At 72.6% G+C, this 17,242-nt stretch carries 11 protein-coding genes; 7 read left to right on the forward strand and 4 right to left on the reverse strand.

Features of this window, described 5'->3' with window-relative positions; genetic code table 11:
• Window positions 1-8 precede the first annotated feature (8 nt).
• From IE185_RS02240 to IE185_RS02250, 3 genes are all read right to left on the reverse strand, one after another.
• Window positions 9-1,556, reverse strand: coding sequence for a hypothetical protein (locus IE185_RS02240; RefSeq protein ID WP_229843310.1), 1,548 nt, complete (start codon window positions 1,554-1,556; stop codon window positions 9-11).
• Window positions 1,556-3,127, reverse strand: coding sequence for a GT4 family glycosyltransferase PelF (pelF, locus tag IE185_RS02245; RefSeq protein ID WP_138899205.1), 1,572 nt, complete (start codon window positions 3,125-3,127; stop codon window positions 1,556-1,558). Before pelF ends, IE185_RS02240 begins: the two co-directional genes overlap by 1 nt.
• Before the next feature lie 148 nt (window positions 3,128-3,275).
• Complete coding sequence (locus IE185_RS02250; protein ID WP_229843311.1) at window positions 3,276-5,312, reverse strand: hypothetical protein; 2,037 nt, start codon at window positions 5,310-5,312, stop codon at window positions 3,276-3,278.
• Between the two features lie 312 nt (window positions 5,313-5,624).
• On the opposite strand from IE185_RS02250, the gene IE185_RS02255 reads away from it, so the two are divergent.
• The 6 genes from IE185_RS02255 to IE185_RS02280 all read left to right on the forward strand — a co-directional run bounded on the left by IE185_RS02255 (window position 5,625) and on the right by IE185_RS02280 (window position 15,560).
• Window positions 5,625-7,157 (forward strand): leucyl aminopeptidase, encoded by a 1,533-nt coding sequence (locus tag IE185_RS02255; RefSeq protein ID WP_138897959.1) that lies wholly within the window; start codon window positions 5,625-5,627, stop codon window positions 7,155-7,157.
• Between the two features lie 323 nt (window positions 7,158-7,480).
• On the forward strand, window positions 7,481-8,869 hold the full coding sequence (lpdA, locus tag IE185_RS02260) for a dihydrolipoyl dehydrogenase (RefSeq protein ID WP_167519076.1): 1,389 nt from the start codon (window positions 7,481-7,483) through the stop codon (window positions 8,867-8,869).
• Between the two features lie 53 nt (window positions 8,870-8,922).
• On the forward strand, window positions 8,923-10,737 hold the full coding sequence (gene sucB / locus IE185_RS02265; RefSeq protein ID WP_189714489.1) for a 2-oxoglutarate dehydrogenase, E2 component, dihydrolipoamide succinyltransferase: 1,815 nt from the start codon (window positions 8,923-8,925) through the stop codon (window positions 10,735-10,737).
• 100 nt (window positions 10,738-10,837) lie between these two features.
• Window positions 10,838-11,461 (forward strand): GntR family transcriptional regulator, encoded by a 624-nt coding sequence (locus tag IE185_RS02270; protein WP_138898405.1) that lies wholly within the window; start codon window positions 10,838-10,840, stop codon window positions 11,459-11,461.
• Between the two features lie 268 nt (window positions 11,462-11,729).
• Window positions 11,730-14,399, forward strand: a complete 2,670-nt coding sequence (gene aceE / locus IE185_RS02275; RefSeq protein ID WP_138898406.1) for a pyruvate dehydrogenase (acetyl-transferring), homodimeric type — start codon at window positions 11,730-11,732, stop codon at window positions 14,397-14,399.
• A gap of 192 nt (window positions 14,400-14,591) precedes the next feature.
• Window positions 14,592-15,560, forward strand: a complete 969-nt coding sequence (locus tag IE185_RS02280) for a helix-turn-helix transcriptional regulator (RefSeq protein WP_138898238.1) — start codon at window positions 14,592-14,594, stop codon at window positions 15,558-15,560.
• Between the two features lie 34 nt (window positions 15,561-15,594).
• Here the strand turns inward: IE185_RS02280 and IE185_RS02285 are convergent, their stop codons facing one another.
• Entirely contained in the window at window positions 15,595-16,521 is a 927-nt protein-coding gene (locus IE185_RS02285; protein WP_138898239.1) for an SDR family oxidoreductase, read from the reverse strand.
• 200 nt (window positions 16,522-16,721) lie between these two features.
• Here IE185_RS02285 and IE185_RS02290 point away from each other — a divergent pair, with 200 nt between their 5' ends.
• Window positions 16,722-17,240 (forward strand): DUF4240 domain-containing protein, encoded by a 519-nt coding sequence (locus tag IE185_RS02290; protein ID WP_138898240.1) that lies wholly within the window; start codon window positions 16,722-16,724, stop codon window positions 17,238-17,240.
• Window positions 17,241-17,242: the final 2 nt, after the last annotated feature.

Below are 17,242 nucleotides of genomic sequence, written 5' to 3' on the forward strand. Positions count from 1 at the left end.
GGACATTCTCAGCGACGGTGGGCCGTGGCGCGACCGAGCAGTACGCAGACCAGGGCGGTCAGGACCGCCGCCGCGACCACGGGGACGGCGAACGCGGCGACGGCGGGGACGGGCGGGTCCGCGAAGAGGGCGGCCGTCCGCAGGAGCGCCGCCGTGCCGCAGACCGTCGCAGCGGTGGTCACCGCGCCGAACGCCTGGAGCAGCAGCCCCGTCCACAGGGTGACGCCGATGAGCAGCAGGCCGGTGGCGCGGGCCGGGTCGGGTACGGGCGCGCCGATCCACAGCAGGGTCGTCGCGGCGAGCAGGGCGAACAGCAGGGCCACGTACGCGCCGAGGCACCGGCCCAGGACGAGGGTGGCGGCGCGCCGGAAGGCCCGGGGGGTGGTACTGCGCCGCAGCCCCGCGTCGCATCCGCGCCGGAACCGGTACAGGAGCCACTCGGCGGGGCCCATGCTGAGCGTCAGCGCGACGGCGCCGGGGGCCGCGACGACGCCGGAGGCGGCCTCCCCCGCGAGGGTGTTGCGCAGCACGGCGTGCAGGACGAGGGTGCCGGTGGCCAGGCCGAAGACGCCGTACGGCACCGACCGCAGCAGGGACGGCCCGCGCGGCGCGCCGGCGCCTGCCCCGCCCGGGGCGGCGGCTCCCTTCCCCGCCCGCCCCTTCCCCGCACCGGTACGCCGCCCCGGGCCCCGCGCCCCGGACGCCACAGCGGCGCCGCGAGCCCGCAGCACCTCGCGGCCCGCCAGGACCACGACCGCCGCCCCCGACACCGCGAGCAGCGCCGCCCGCGCCGGGGACGGCACGTCGTACACCAGGGTCAGCAGAGCGCCCGCCGTCATGGGGGTCAGCGCGGACAGCAGCGCGCGCTCGCGGCCCAGCACGAGCAGCGCCGTCGCCGCGCCCTGGTACAGCGCCTGCGCCGTGGCGAACGCCGTCGCCCCGCCGTCGCCCGGTCCCGCCACGGCGAGCGCGGCCACCGTGCCGAGCAGGGCGCCCGCCGGGGCGCCGGTCAGCAGCGCGCGGGACGCGGAGCGGCGGCCGCCGGCGCCGAGCCAGGCGTAGGCGCGGTGGGCCAGGGCCTGGTTCCACGCCCAGCCGACGAGCGTGCCCACGAGCAGGACGTCCGTCCCGGCGGGCAGGCCGCTCCCGTCCCCCGGCGGGCTCGCCAGGAACGGCGCCCCCAGGACGTACGCGAGCCCCGGCAGCGCGAACACCAGTCCGCGCAGCAGACATCCGGTCAGGCCCATGTCCCACGGGCTCACCGCCGTCCGCGGCGGCTCCGGTTCGGGGTAGGCGCGGGGCACGCGTGCGAACAGGTCCTCCGCCAGGGCGAAGGAGTTCTCGCGCCCGTACGTGAGCCGGATGTGATCGTCCGTCATCCCGTCGGACTCCAGGATCGCGGCGATCTCGTCGGGGTGGACGGCGGCCGCCGCCGACTCCCCCAGGCGGGCGGCCAGTTCGTCGAGCGGGTCCGCCGCCCAGCGCGGCCATGGCCCCGGCACGGGGGGCGGTGTGCCGCGCCGTACGCCCGCGCCCGTGCGCGCGGGGCCGCTCATCACGCCGCCCCGTGCTGCGACAGGTCGCCCCACCAGGGGGCCCTGGTCTCGGTCGCCCAGCCGGCGGAAGGCCCTGCGGAGGGACCGGTGGAAGGCCCGTCGGCGGTGGGAGGCACGGAGAGCAGACCGGACACGTCCGGTGCGCCGTCCAGTTCGTGGTAGATCCGGCGGAAGCCCTCGACCGAGCGGCGCAGGGTGAACAGGTCGACGACCCGCTGCCGCGCGAGCCGCCCGAGTGCCGTGCGCCGGGCGTCGTCGGCCATCAGGGCGAGCACCGCCCGCGCCATGGTGCCGGGTTCGCGCGGCGGCACGACGATCCCCGTGTCGCCGACGGCTTCCCGTACGCCGCCGACGTCCGTCGAGACCGTCGTGCGGCCGCAGGACATCGCTTCGAGGATGCTGAAGGGGAAGCCCTCGCTGATGCTGGAGAGCATCACGATGTGCCCCGCCCCGTAGGCGCGGGCCACGTCGGACACGCGCCCTTCGAAGGTGATGCCGTCGGTGACCCCGAGCTCCGCCGCCAGCTTCTCCAGTGTCGTGCGGTACGCCTCGCCGCCCTCCGGCACCCCTCCGAAGAGCCGCAGCCGCAGCTTCGGGAGCCGGGCGCGGGCCAGTGCGTAGGCCCGTACCAGCGTCTCCAGGTCCTTGATGGGGTCGATGCGGCCGGCCCAGGTGAGCGTGGGGACGTCCGGCTCGGGACCGGCGTACGGGAAGAGCTGCGGGTCGACGCCGTTGTAGACGGTGCGGATGCGCGCGGCGGGCGCGCCGCCGCGCTCCTCCCACCGGCGGTTGTACTGGTTGCAGGGGGTGATCAGGTCGGCCTCCCGGTAGCCGAGCGAGTTCAGCTCGCGGTAGAAGCCGAGGAGCAGCGCCCTGACCGGCCAGCGCTGGCCGGCCGGGCGCCGGCCGAGGTAGCGCTCGCGCAGGTAGATGCCGTGTTCGGTGAGGAGGAAGGGCGCGCCGTCGAAGTGCTTGGCGGCGAGCGCGGGGAGGGTGGCGAGCCCGCTGCTGACGGCGTGCGCGACGTTGCCGGCGGGGATGCGGGTGGCCAGCGGGCGGAGCAGGTGCTCCAGCAGGTCGCCGGCGGTGAGGGCGTCGTCGAGCGTGGGGGCGGCGCGTGCCGTCGCCAGGTGCCGCATCGTCCAGACCCTGGTGAGGGTCCGCAGGGCCGCCTCCGAGCGCAGGGCGGGGGGCAGCCGGCCCTGGCGGGAGAGCGCGGCGAGGACGTACAGCTCGTGGCCGAAGTCGCAGCCGGCCTCCGGATCGAGCACGGCGAGCAGGAAGCGCTCGTACGCGGCGAGGAAGCGGCGGCTCTCGCGGCCGAGGAGGGAACGCGGGGTGCGGCGCGGCGCCCTCGCCTCCCCGCCCCACAGCGGGACGGTCGTGTGCCGGTGGACGTTGTCCGGCAACTCCCAGGTGACGGGCTCATGACCGCTGCCGGTGAGCGAGACGACGTGGAAGCCGACGTCCGGCATCCCGCGCACGAGCTGGTCGCACCAGGTGCTGACGCCTCCCTGGACGTGCGGATAGGTGCCTTCGGTGAGCATGCTGACGTGGAGCCCGCGGCTCATGGTCGTGTCCCCCAGGACGGGTGCGGCGCCGTGCGCCGCTGGTCGGGCGGCCACGGGCGGGCCGGGCAGGCGGATCGGGCGGTACGGCCCTGCCACCCGGGCGGTCGGGCCGGGTGGCGGGGCGTACCGGGCGGGCCGGGCGTACCGGTCAGGCCGGAAGGCGCAGCGTGATCGCCTGCTGGAGCGACTCGGGCGCCGTCCAGGCCGAGCGCTGTCCCGCGTAGGCCGCTCCGAACACGCCGGTGCCGAGCAGCAGTTGCTTGCGCGTGCCCTCCGGCGCGGTGACGGGCGCCACGACCCCCGAGGGCGCCTTGACCGTGACGGTCGTGCCGATGCGGTACGCCGTGACCCTGCCGTCGGCGAGCGCCTTGTCCCACGCGGCGCGGCGGGCGAGTTCCTGCCCTGCCTCCCGGTGGCGCGGGTTGACGACCGGGGTGTTGTCCGCGAAGAGGGCGCGGTAGTCACCGAGCACCCGGTCCAGGACGGGGTAGAGGATCCGCTCCTCCGCCAGGTTCGACTGGTGGACGTAGTGCGGGCGCGGGTCGTTGGCCATGACGTGGCCGAGCGCCGTGCGCGCCTCCTGCGGCGCGATGTGCGTCGCGTAGCCGGTGGCCGGGTCGAGCGGGTCGTCGAGGCAGGTGGAACCCGGATTGGTCTCGCAGACGCCGCTGCCGCCGTCGGCCCTGGTGCTGTAGACCCAGTTGTACTCGTCGGCCATCTCGGCGGCGGTGCCGACGTTGTAGTACACGTTCATCGGGTGGCGCGGCACGGTGAGCGCGCTGCCCACGGCCCGCTGGCCCGGCTCGCGCGAGTTGTCGCTCGCGACCCACTTCACCCCGTTGTCGGCGAACGCGCCGGCCAGGTTCGGGTTGTCCACCGGCTGCTGCGGAAGCGTCTTCAGGCCCGAGTGCTCACCGGTGACCAGCTCGGCCCGGTCGACGGCGATGCCCTTGCCGACCGCCCAGGAGTGGTTGTTCCTGATCTGGGCGGAGATCTCGGCGCGGCTCGTCCACAGCGTGCCGCCCGTCGCGTTCTTCGCGCACTGCCAGGGCACGGACGAGGTGTCCTGGACGCAGCCCAGGAAGGGATGCGTGTACGTGTGGTTCACCCAGCGGTACTTCGCCCGGTCGGCCACCAGCTGCGTGGTGAGCGGGTCGCTGCCGTCGTGCGCGGCCTTCCACGCCTCGCCGGAGCCCGCGTTGTAGACCATGTCGAGGGTGAAGCCGGCTTTCAGCTGCCACTGGGCGGCGTACTGCGCGTCCGCGGCGGTCATCCGGATCGGTGTGGTGCCCTGCCCCTCGCCGTTCCCGCAGTCGAAGTCCCCGGGGGTGCAGTTGAGCTCGGTGTCCCAGCGGCTGTCGGGCGCGAAGACGTCGTCGACGTGCACCGAGAAGTAGTTGCGGCTCTGCCCGAGGTGCACGCCCTGGGTGAGCCATGCGACGACGCCCCGGGCGAGCAGCCGGAACTGCCGCTGGTGGCGGTTGTAGGCGAAGGTGACGACCAGCTCCCGGCGTCCGTCGCGGGCGTACTCGCCGACGAGGCTGGCCCGCCCGCCGCCGTCACCGGCGACCGGCATGTCCAGATAGCTGGTGTAGCCCTCCCGGGGGCGCCCCGCGTATCCGTAGCTCTCCCCGACGGAGGGCGAGTTGTCCTCGAACTCGACGGCGCCGTCGAGGTAGCCGAAGGGACCGGCCCTCCCCGCCGGGGTCACCGCCGCCTTCACCCCGTCGAGCGGTCCGGCGTACCCGCCGTCGTTGGTGTAGTCGAGACCGACACCGGGGTGCGCCCAGTTGTACGCGTCGACCTGCCGGATGCCGAAGGCCTTCTCGTACGCGGCCAGGGCCTGCGACTCCGCGGAGCCGGCGCCGAACGGTTCGGCACTGGGCAGGACGACCCCCTGGTACTTGGCGCGCGGCCGGCCGTCCACCGTGTCGGAGAGGAAGGCCGCGTCGATCACCGGTCTGCCCGGCTGGTCCAGCCGCACCACGGTGTACGGGACGCCGGTGCCGCGCAGCTCCGACTCGATCGCGTCCACGGAGCTGCCGCCGTCGTCGACGACCAGCACCTTCAGATCGACGCGCGGCACCGCGGCCGCTGCCGCACCGGTCGGCGGCACCGCCACCGTGAGCAGACCGGCCACCAGCAGAGCCGCCCCGGTCCTGCCCCTACGCGTCCTGTACGCCATGGCGCACCCTCCCCCTTGTCGATCACCCGCACGGAGATAGCGGGGGATCTGTGGAAATCATGCGGAGCAAGGCCATTGGCCCTTGCCGGATTGCCACGAGTGTGGCTCAGGCCTCACCGCGCGCCTCATCAACACCAAAAGGACACCTCTGATGAGTGAACTGCTCGCTGCTGTGAGCGAAGGGGGCAACCGCGCGTAGGCTCGGTCCCGGCGCATCCGGCCGGCCGCCGGGCCACCGGGCACGGACGCGCCGGGCACGGCCGGCCCCACCCCATCGGCCGAAGAACTCAACGGAAGCGAGATTTCACCACCGTGACTGCTCTCACTCTCAGCACTTCCGGCGCGGCGGCGCTGCGCGCCGACGCCATCGTCGTCGGCGTGGCGAAGGGCGCCGGATCCAAGTCCGGGGACCTGGTTGTCGCACCGGGCGCCGAGGCCGTGGACAAGGCGTTCGACGGAAAGCTCGCCTCCGTCCTGGAGACCCTCGGCGCCACGGGCGGCGAGGGCGAGGTGACCAAGCTGCCCGCCCCGTCGGGCTTCAAGTCCCCTGTCGTCCTGGCTGTCGGTCTGGGCAAGGCCCTGGAGAAGGACGACGCGTACAGCGCCGAGTCGCTGCGCCGCGCGGCGGGCGTCGCCGCCCGCGCGCTGAGCGGCGCCAAGAAGGCCGGCTTCGCGCTGCCCGTCGAGGCCGTCGAGGACGCCGCCGCCGTCGCGGAGGGCGCGCTGCTCGGCGCGTACGCCTTCACCGCGTACCAGGGCGGCGAGAAGGACGGCAACGGCGCGAAGCAGCCGCTCGCCGAGGTCACCGTGCTCGGCGGCAAGCCGCGCGACAAGGCCTTCAAGGCCGCCGCGGAGCGCGCGCTGGCGCTGACCGAGGAGATCAACCGCGCCCGCGACCTGGTCAACACCCCGCCGAACGACCTGTACCCCGAGTCCTTCGCCGCCGTGGCCGCCGCCGCCGGCAAGGAGCACGGCCTCAAGGTGCAGGTGCTCGACGAGAAGTCGCTCACCAAGGGCGGTTACGGCGGCATCCTGGGCGTCGGCCAGGGCTCGGAGCACGGCCCGCGCCTGGTGAAGCTCGCCTACACGCACCCCAAGGCGGAGAAGACCCTTGCCTTCGTCGGCAAGGGCATCACCTACGACTCGGGCGGCATCTCGCTGAAGCCGGCCGGCCACAACGAGACGATGAAGTGCGACATGGCCGGCGCCGCCGCCGTGTTCGCCGCCGTCGTCACGGCCGCCCGCCTCGGCCTGAAGGTCAACGTCACCGGCTGGCTGGCGCTTGCCGAGAACATGCCGTCCGGCAGCGCCACCCGCCCCGGCGACGTGCTGCGCATGTACAGCGGCAAGACCGTCGAGGTGCTCAACACCGACGCCGAGGGCCGGCTCGTCCTGGCCGACGCGCTGACCCGCGCCTCCGAGGAGCGCCCGGACGCGATCGTCGACGTGGCGACGCTGACCGGCGCGATGGTGCTGGCGCTCGGCAACCGCACCTTCGGCGTCATGGGCAACGACGAGTCGTTCCGTACCGCGATCCACGAGATCGCCGAGGAGGCCGGCGAGCAGTCCTGGCCGATGCCGATGCCGGTCGAGCTCCGCAAGGGCATGGACTCCGCGACGGCCGACATCGCCAACATGGGTGAGCGGATGGGCGGCGGCCTGGTCGCCGGTCTGTTCCTCCAGGAGTTCGTCGGCGAGGACATCGCCTGGGCGCACCTGGACATCGCGGGTCCGGCCTACAACGACGGCGGCCCGTTCGGCTACACCCCCAAGGGCGGCACCGGCTCCGCGATCCGCACGCTGGTGTCGCTCGCGGAGCGCACCGCCGCGGGCGACCTCGGCTGATCCGCGCGCGTTCGTCATAGGTACGGTCGTACGGTCCCGGGCTCGCGTCCGGGGCCGTACGCACAAGCGGACGCACGGAGGAATACGTACGTCCGATTTCGCCTTCAACGAAATCCGTACATCCGTACGCCCCAGTAATCCGAGACGGGCGGCCCCGCGACCGTCTCGGACCCCGGCCCCGCGTCCCGCCGTCCGTCAACAAGTGCGAAGATGGGTTCTCGGCAGGACAGGGCCCCCACCACAGGGCCGAATACAAGCGGCCGAACACCAGCCGCCGCCCGGTCGAAGACCGGCGACCGGCGCACATGCATGGAGGACGTGACGTGGCGAACGACGCCAGCACCGTTTTCGACCTAGTGATCCTCGGCGGTGGCAGCGGCGGGTACGCCGCGGCGCTGCGCGGAGCGCAGCTGGGCCTGGACGTCGCCCTGATCGAGAAGAACAAGCTCGGCGGCACCTGCCTGCACAACGGCTGCATCCCGACGAAGGCCCTGCTGCACGCGGGCGAGATCGCCGACCAGGCACGCGAGTCCGAGCAGTTCGGCGTCAAGGCCACCTTCGACGGTGTCGACATGGCGGGCGTCCACAAGTACAAGGACGACGTCATCGCCGGCCTGTACAAGGGTCTGCAGGGCCTGGTCGCCTCGCGCAAGGTGACGTACATCGAGGGCGAGGGCAAGCTCTCCTCCCCCACCTCCGTCGACGTCAACGGCCAGCGCATCCAGGGCCGCCACGTCCTGCTGGCGACCGGCTCCGTGCCGAAGTCGCTGCCGGGCCTGGAGATCGACGGCAACCGCATCATCTCCTCGGACCACGCGCTGACGCTCGACCGCGTCCCGAAGTCCGCGATCGTGCTGGGCGGCGGCGTCATCGGCGTCGAGTTCGCGTCCGCGTGGAAGTCCTTCGGCACCGACGTCACCATCGTCGAGGGCCTCAAGCACCTCGTGCCGGTCGAGGACGAGAACAGCTCGAAGCTGCTGGAGCGCGCGTTCCGCAAGCGCGGCATCAACTTCTCGCTCGGCGCCTTCTTCGAGAAGGCCGAGTACACCGCCGACGGCGTCAAGGTCACCCTGGCCAACGGCAAGGAGTTCGAGGCCGAGCTGCTGCTCGTCGCGATCGGCCGCGGCCCGGTCTCGCAGGGGCTCGGTTACGAGGAGCAGGGCGTCGCGATGGACCGCGGCTACGTCCTCGTCGACGAGTACATGCAGACCAACGTGCCCACCATCTCGGCGGTCGGCGACCTCGTCCCCACCCTCCAGCTCGCGCACGTCGGCTTCGCCGAGGGCATGCTGGTGGCGGAGCGTCTGGCCGGTCTGAAGACCGTGCCGGTCGACTACGACGGTGTGCCGCGCGTCACGTACTGCCACCCCGAGGTCGCTTCCGTCGGCATCACCGAGGCCAAGGCCAAGGAGATCTACGGTGCGGACAAGGTCGTCGCTCTGAAGTACAACCTCGCGGGCAACGGCAAGAGCAAGATCCTGAAGACCGCGGGCGAGATCAAGCTCGTCCAGGTCAAGGACGGTGCCGTGGTCGGCGTCCACATGGTCGGTGACCGTATGGGCGAGCAGGTCGGCGAGGCCCAGCTGATCTACAACTGGGAGGCGCTGCCGGCCGAGGTCGCGCAGCTCATCCACGCCCACCCGACGCAGAACGAGGCGATGGGCGAAGCCCACCTGGCCCTCGCGGGCAAGCCTCTCCACTCCCACGACTGATCCAGTCCGGGCGCGACGACCACTTCCGCAATTCGTAAGGAGCAACAGAAACCATGCCGGTTTCCGTAACCCTTCCGGCGCTCGGCGAGAGCGTCACCGAGGGCACTGTCACCCGTTGGCTCAAGGCCGAGGGCGAGCGCGTCGAGGCTGACGAGCCGCTGCTCGAGGTCTCGACCGACAAGGTCGACACCGAGATCCCGGCCCCCGCCGCCGGCATCCTCGCGTCCATCAAGGTCGCCGAGGACGAGACGGTGGAGGTCGGCGCCGAGCTGGCCGTCATCGACGACGGCACGGGTGCGGCTGACGCCAGCCCGCCTGTGGCTGAGGCACCGGCCGCCGAGGCACCTGCCGAGGCCCCCGCCGCCGAGGCCCCGGCTGCACAGCCCGAGGCCGCGCCGGCCCCGGCCGCCGAGGCCCCCGCCGCCGCACCGGCCGGCGGCGCCTCCGGGACCGATGTAGTACTGCCCGCGCTGGGCGAGTCGGTCACCGAGGGCACCGTCACCCGCTGGCTGAAGGAGGTCGGCGAGGAGGTCGCGGAGGACGAGCCGCTGCTCGAGGTCTCGACCGACAAGGTCGACACCGAGATCCCCTCCCCGGCCGCCGGCACGCTGCTGGAGATCCTGGTCGGCGAGGACGAGACCGCCGAGGTCGGCGCGAAGCTCGCCGTCATCGGCGCCGCGGGCGCGGCTCCGGCCGCCGCCCCGGCCCAGGAGGCCCCGGCCCCCGCCGCCGCACCGGCTCCCGAGCCGGCCGCCGCCCCGGCACCGGCACCGGCCCCCGCCGCCCCGGCACCGGCTCCGGCCGAGGCCGCCGTCCAGGCTCCGGCTCCGGCGCAGCCCGCACCGGCCGCCCCCGCACCGGCTCCCGCGGCTCCGGCCCCGGCCGCCGCTCCGGCCGCTCCCGCCCCCGCCGCCCCCTCCACGGGCGACGCGGACGGTGCGTACGTGACGCCGCTGGTCCGTAAGCTCGCCGCCGAGAACAGCGTCGACCTGGGCTCGGTCAAGGGCACCGGCGTCGGTGGCCGGATCCGCAAGCAGGACGTCGTGGCCGCGGCCGAGGCCGCCAAGGCCGCCGCCGCTGCCCCGGCTCCCGCTGCCGCCGCCCCGGCCGCCGCTTCGAAGGCTCCGTCCCTCGAGGTGTCCCCGCTGCGCGGTCAGACGGTCAAGATGACGCGCATGCGCAAGGTCATCGGCGACAACATGATGAAGGCCCTGCACACGCAGGCCCAGCTGACCTCGGTCGTCGAGGTCGACATCACCAAGCTGATGAAGCTGCGCAACAAGGCGAAGGACGCGTTCGCCGCCCGCGAGGGCGTCAAGCTGTCCCCGATGCCGTTCTTCGTCAAGGCCGCGGCCCAGGCGCTGAAGGCCTACCCGGTCGTCAACGCCCGGATCAACGAGGACGAGGGCACGATCACCTACTTCGACACCGAGAACATCGGTATCGCGGTGGACGCCGAGAAGGGTCTGATGACCCCGGTCATCAAGGGTGCGGGCGACCTCAACCTCGCCGGCATCTCCAAGAAGACCGCCGAGCTGGCCGGCAAGGCCCGCTCCGGCAAGATCAGCCCGGACGAGATGTCCGGCGCGACCTTCACGATCAGCAACACCGGTTCGCGCGGTGCGCTGTTCGACACGGTCATCGTGCCGCCGAACCAGGTCGCCATCCTGGGCATCGGCGCCACCGTCAAGCGCCCGGTGGTCATCAACCACCCGGACCTGGGCGAGACCATCGCGATCCGCGACATGACCTACCTGGCTCTCTCCTACGACCACCGTCTGGTGGACGGCGCCGACGCGGCCCGTTACCTGACGGCCGTCAAGGCGATCCTGGAGGCCGGCGAGTTCGAGGTCGAGCTCGGCCTGTAACGCTCGTCTCACCAGCGTGTGCGCCCCCGTCCGGAGTACATCCGGGCGGGGGCGCCGCCGTATGGTCTAGGAGTCTCAACACGGCTTGAAGGAGCACTTCATGACCCCGCCCGTCGTCCACTCGCTGCGCGAGCAGATCCGCGAGCACATCGTGGAGGGGATCGTCAGCGGACGCTGGAAGCCGGGCGAGCGGATCGTGGAGCGCCGGATCGCGACCGAGCTGGAGGTCAGCCAGACGCCCGTACGGGAGGCCCTGCGCGAGCTGGAGTCGCTGCGCCTGATCGAGTCGGCACCGAACAAAGGCGTACGGGTGCGGAACCTGACGGCGGCCGACCTGGAGGAGAGCTATCCGGTACGGGCCGGCCTGGAGCAGATCGCGGCCGAGCTCGCGGCGTCCGCCCTGGCGGAGGACTGCTCGGCGCTGGAGCCGCACGTGGCGGCCCTGTACGAGGCGGACCGCACGGCGGACGGGACGGCGCAGGTGCGCCACACCGTCGCCTTCCACCGGGAACTGGTGCGGGCGGCACGGAACAGCGTCCTGCTGCACACCTGGGAGGGCCTGGGCATCGAGGTCTTCACCGCGCTCTCCATCCGCTGGCTCGGCACGGTCCAGAAGTCGTACGCCGAGGAGCACGACGCCCTGGTCCAGGCCTTCCGCCGCCGCGACCCCGAAATCGGCTCCCTGGTCAAGGCCCACGTCCTGGGCTGCGCCCCGCGCGCGTAACGGCCCACCTCTCCACCACTGCGCGGCGCCAGGCCGCACCGGGCCACCCCTCAGCGCCCGAAATGCCACAAACGCGACGGCACCGCGTGCCCTCTTTCGCGGCACGGAATGCCAATTTCGTTGTACGGAGAAGTTTTTCGGCTCCAAGCTTTGATCGATCATCGATCAGGGACTTACAGTCGACGGCGGGTCCACCGACCCGCCGCCCTGTCCTGCCAGACAAGGCCCCCCTTTTCTCCACCCCCCTCCTGTCCGGAAGGCGGCCATCATGACCGACCCCGTAGGCATCTCTCCGAGCGAGCTCGACCAGCTCCCGGACCGTGACACCGAGGAGACCGCCGAATGGGCGGCCTCCCTCGACGCCGTCACCAAGGCCGCCGGCCCGCAGCGGGCCGCCTACCTGATGCGCCGCACGCTCCAGCACGCCGAAGGCGCCGGCATCGCGCTGCCGAAGCTGCTGGAGACGGACTACGTCAACACCATCCCCACCGCCGCCGAGCCCGCCTTCGACGGCGACGAGGCGATGGAAGCCCGGATCACCGCCTGGAACCGCTGGAACGCCGCTGCCATGGTCACCCGCGGCTCCCGCTTCGGCGTCGGCGGCCACATCGCCACCTTCGCCTCGGCCGCCTGGCTGTACGAGACCGGCTTCAACCACTTCTTCCGCGGCAAGGAGGGCGACGGCTCGGGCGACCAGCTCTACATCCAGGGCCACGCCTCCCCCGGCATCTACGCCCGCGCCTTCCTCGACGGCCGCCTCAGCGAGGACCAGCTGGACCGCTTCCGCCAGGAGTCCGGCGGCGACGGCCTGCCCTCGTACCCGCACCCGCGCCGGCTGCCCTGGCTGTGGGAGTTCCCGACCGTGTCCATGGGCCTGGGCCCGCTGTCCGCGATCTACCAGGCGCGCTTCAACCGCTACCTGCAGAACCGCGACATCAAGGACACCTCGAACTCGCACGTGTGGGCGTTCCTCGGCGACGGGGAGATGGACGAGCCCGAGTCGACCACCGCGATCACCCTCGCGGCCCGCGAGCAGCTCGACAACCTGACCTTCGTCATCAACTGCAACCTCCAGCGCCTCGACGGTCCGGTCCGCGCGAACTTCCGCGTCGTGCAGGAGCTGGAGGCCCAGTTCCGGGGCGCCGGCTGGAACGTCGTCAAGACGCTGTGGGGCTCCGCCTGGGACGAGCTGTTCCAGCTGGACACGCAGGGCGCGCTGGTACGCCGGCTGCGCGCGGTGCCGGACGCGCAGTTCCAGACGTACGCGACCCGCGACGTGGCGTACATCCGCGAGCACTTCTTCGGTGCCGAGCCGGCGCTGGCCGAGCTGGGCAGGCTGCTCACCGACGCCAAGATCGCCGAGTGTTTCCACACCTCCCGCGGCGGCCACGAGGCCCGCAAGGTGTACGCGGCGTACAAGGCGGCGGTGGAGTTCAAGGGCGCGCCGACCGTGATCCTGGCGCAGACCGTGAAGGGCTACACGCTCGGCCCCGGCTTCGAGTCGAAGAACGCCAACCACCAGATGAAGAAGCTCTCCGGCAAGGAGTTCCGCGCGATGCGGGACCTGCTGGAGCTGCCCATCCCGGACTCGAAGCTGGACGAGGACCTGGTGCCGTACGGGCACCCCGGCGCCGACTCCCCCGAGGTCCGCTACCTCCAGGAGCGCCGCGCCGCCCTCGGCGGCCCCGCCCCGGCCCGCCGGGTGCACGCGGTGGCCCTGCCCGAGCCCGCCGACCGGTCCTTCAGCGCCCTCCTCAAGGGCTCGGGCAAGCAGGAGATGGCCACCACCATGGCCTTCGTCCGGCTGGCCAAGGAGCTGATGCGGGACAAGGAGACCGGCAAGCGCTGGGTGCCGATCGTCCCCGACGAGGCGCGCACGTTCGGCATGGAGTCGCTGTTCCCGTCGGCCGGCATCTACTCGCCGCTGGGCCAGACGTACGAGCCGGTCGACCGCGACCAGCTCATGTACTACAAGGAAGCCAAGAACGGCCAGATCCTCAACGAGGGCATCACCGAGGCCGGCGCGATGGCCGACTTCATCGCCGCCGCCACGTCGTACGCGACGCACGGCGAGCCGATGATCCCCTTCTACATCTTCTACTCGATGTTCGGCTGGCAGCGCACCGCCGACCAGATGTGGCAGCTCGCCGACCAGTTGGGCAAGGGCTTCATCGTCGGCGCGACCGCCGGCCGTACGACCCTGACGGGTGAGGGCCTCCAGCACGCGGACGGCCACTCGCACCTGATCGCGTCCACGAACCCGGCGTCGCTCAACTACGACCCGGCGTTCGCGTACGAGATCGCCGTCATCGTCAAGGACGGCCTGCGCCGGATGTACGGCCCCGAGGCCGAGAACGTCTTCTACTACCTGACGGTCTACAACGAGCCGAAGCCGCAGCCCGCGATGCCGGAAGGCGTCGAGGAGGGCATCCTCAAGGGCCTCTACCGCTTCAAGGAGGCGGCGAACGCCACCGCCGAGACCCCGCGCGTCCAGCTCCTCGGATCCGGCACGGCGATCCACTGGGCGCTGGAGGCGCAGGAGCTCCTCGCCGCCGACTGGGGCGTCGCGGCCGACGTCTGGTCCGCCACCTCGTGGGGCGAGCTGCGCCGGGACGCGCTGGAGTGCGACGAGGCGCTGCTGCGCGGCGAGGTGCGCACGCCGTACGTCACGCAGGCGCTGGAGGGCGCGCCCGGCCCGGTGCTCGCGGTGAGCGACTGGATGCGGCAGGTTCCCGACCAGATCAGCCAGTGGGTCGAGCAGGACTACTCCTCGCTCGGTACGGACGGCTTCGGCCTCTCGGACACCCGAGAGGCGGCCCGCCGCCACTTCGGCGTCGACGCCCAGTCGATCGTGGTGGCCGCGCTCGCGCAGCTCACCCGCCGCGGCGAGGTGCCGGCCTCGGCGGTCAAGGAAGCGCGGGAGCGGTACGGCCTGTGATCCGTGCCGGGTGAGAATCCCGGGCGCGGGAGGGGCCGGTGGTCGCCGCGACGCGGCAGGACCGGCCCCTCCGGCGATCGGGGCTGCCGCTCGGGCCCCTGCGTACCGGGAGATCCAGCCCGGGACGCGGCCCCGGGAAAAGCCCGCGCAGCGGCCCCCCGCCCGCCCCCGCCACCCGGCACAATGGCCGCCATGCGCGCAGCCCGCCTCATCAAAATGGTGCTTCTGCTCCAGTCCCGCCCCTCCATGACCGCCGCCGAACTGGCCCGTGAGCTGGAGGTCTCCGAGCGAACCGTCACCCGCGACGCACAGGCCCTGTCGGAGGCGGGCGTCCCGGTGTACGCCGACCGGGGGCGGACCGGCGGATACCGGCTCATCGGCGGGTACCGCACCCGGCTGACCGGCCTCGCCCGCAGCGAGGCCGAGGCGCTGTTCCTCTCGGGGCTGCCGGGGGCCCTGCGCGAGATGGGTCTCGACGACGCGGCGTCGGCGGCGCGGCTGAAGGTTTCGGCGGCGCTGCTGCCTTCCCTGCGGGACGCCTCGGACACGGCGGCCCAGCGGTTCCATCTGGACGCCCCCGGCTGGTACCAGGAGCCCAAGACGCCCGAACTGCTGCCCACGATCGCGGAAGCCGTCTGGGACGACCGGATGATCACCGGCCGCTACCGGCGCGGCCACGACCGCGAGGTGGAGCGGGAACTGGCGCCGTACGGCCTCGTGCTCAAGGCCGGCGTCTGGTACCTGTGCGCCCGCTCCGGCGAGGACTTCCGGGTGTACCGGATCGACCGCTTCGCCGCCGTGGCCGTGTCCGAGGAGCGTTTCGTACGCGACGAGAGCTTCGTACTGCCGGAGTTCTGGGAGGAGCGCGCGGCGGACTTCGCCCGCTCGATCCTGCGGTCCGAGGTGGTGGTGCGGCTGTCGGAGGCGGGCGCGCGGGCGCTGCCGTACGCCGTGGACCGGGCGGCGGCGACCGAGGCGCTGGCGTCCGCCGGGCCGCCGGACGAACGGGGGCGGGTCACGGTGACCCTGCCGGTCGAGTCGTACGAGGTCGCCTTCGGCCAGCTGTTCTCCGTCGGCCCCGAGCTGGAGGTCCTGGCCCCGCCGGACCTCCGCGAACGCTTCGCGGAGGCGGCGGCCCGCACCGCGCGGCTCTACGACTGAGCGGGGCCGCGCCGCTGGTCCGGGTCCGCCGCGGCTAGCGGTAGTCGCTCACCGGGGCGTCCTTGCCGCCCTGCACGACCTCCGCGTAGTACGGCCAGCCGTCCGGCCGGCTGCCGTCCGCGTCCGTGAAGCCGTACTCCTTGGCGAGCTGCCCGCTGGACAGCGACCGCCCGTTCCAGCGCGCCCGCCCGGGGTCGGCGGCGAGGGCCGCGACCGCCCGGCCGACGTACACCGGCGACTCGGCGACCTCGAAGCCGGGGACCTCGGCGATCGCGTCGCGCCAGTTCTCCTCGGTGACGCCGAAGTTGTCCAGCATCTCCTCCGAGCGGAGGAACCCGGGGGTGACGCACACCGCCGTGCAGCCCACGTCCGCGAGATCGTGGCCGAGGGCGAACGCCATGCGGATCGGCGCGGTCTTGGCCAGGTCGTAGTAGAAGTTCTCCCGGAAGTGCGTGCGGTTGTACTCGTCCGTGCCGTCGGTCATCTCGACCACGAGCCCGCCGGGGTTGCGCACCAGCAGGGGTACCGCGACGCCGAGCGTGATGGCGTGGGTCTTCACGCCGAGCTCCAGCATCCGCAGTCCGACCGCGAGGTCCGTGTCCCACATCTTCTTGCCGAATTCGAGCAGGTGATCGCCGCCCCAGACGCTGTCGACCAGGATGTCCAGTCGGCCGTGCTCCCGGTCGATCCGCTCGACAAGCGCCCTGACCTGGTCCTCTTCGAGGTGGTCGGTGGGTACGGCGACGGCTTCGCCGCCCGCGTCGTTGATGAGATCGGCGGTCTGCTCGATGGTCTCCCCGGGGCGTCCCACCTCGCTGACGTGCTCGCGGGTGGTGCGCCCGGTGACGTACACCTTCGCACCGGCCGCTCCCAGCTGGACGGCGATGGCCCGTCCCCCGCCCCGGGTCGCCCCGGCCACGAGCGCGATCCTGCCCTTGAGAGGGGTGTCCTGCTCGCTCATACCTGCTCCTCACCTCGGATCCCGTGATGTGCGCCGTACGGATCCCTCCGTACGCGACCACACTGGCACCCAAAGGCGACATCTTCTGTCCTGTTTGCCGCGCCGCGCGCGCCCGCCCGGACGCGGCACGGTAACGACACAGCCGCATCCGGGGTACTGCGCGTGCGTACGCCTGCGGCAAGGCCGATGCTTGTCCCGTGATGGACGAGACGGAATTCTGGGAGATCATCGACCACACCCGCGAGGCCGCCGAGGGCGATCCCGAGGATCACGCCGATCTGCTGGTCGACGCGTTGCTCCAGCTCGACCCCGACTCCGTGCTCGACTTCGCCCGGCACTTCGAGGCCCGCTACAACCGCGCCTTCCACTGGGACCTGTGGGGCGCGGCGTCCGTGCTGCTCGGTGGTGCGACCGACGACGCGTTCGACTACTTCCGCTGCTGGCTGATCGCCCAGGGCCGGGAGGTGTTCGAGGGCGCGCTGCACGACCCGGACCACCTGGCCGACCTCCTCGACGACTTCGACGACGAGGTCGACGGCGACGGAGAGGACCTGGGGTACGCGGCGGACGAGGCGTACGAGCAGCTCACGGGCGTGGTCGCACCGGACCTGGGGGTCGCGGCGCAGGCGCCGGAGCCGGCGGGCACGCCGTTCGACGTCGAGGACGAGACGGCCCTGGCCGAGCGCTACCCGCGGCTGTGGGAACGCTTCGGGAAGTGACC

The organism is Streptomyces chryseus (genome assembly GCF_014650755.1).
Classification (GTDB): domain Bacteria; phylum Actinomycetota; class Actinomycetes; order Streptomycetales; family Streptomycetaceae; genus Streptomyces; species Streptomyces chryseus.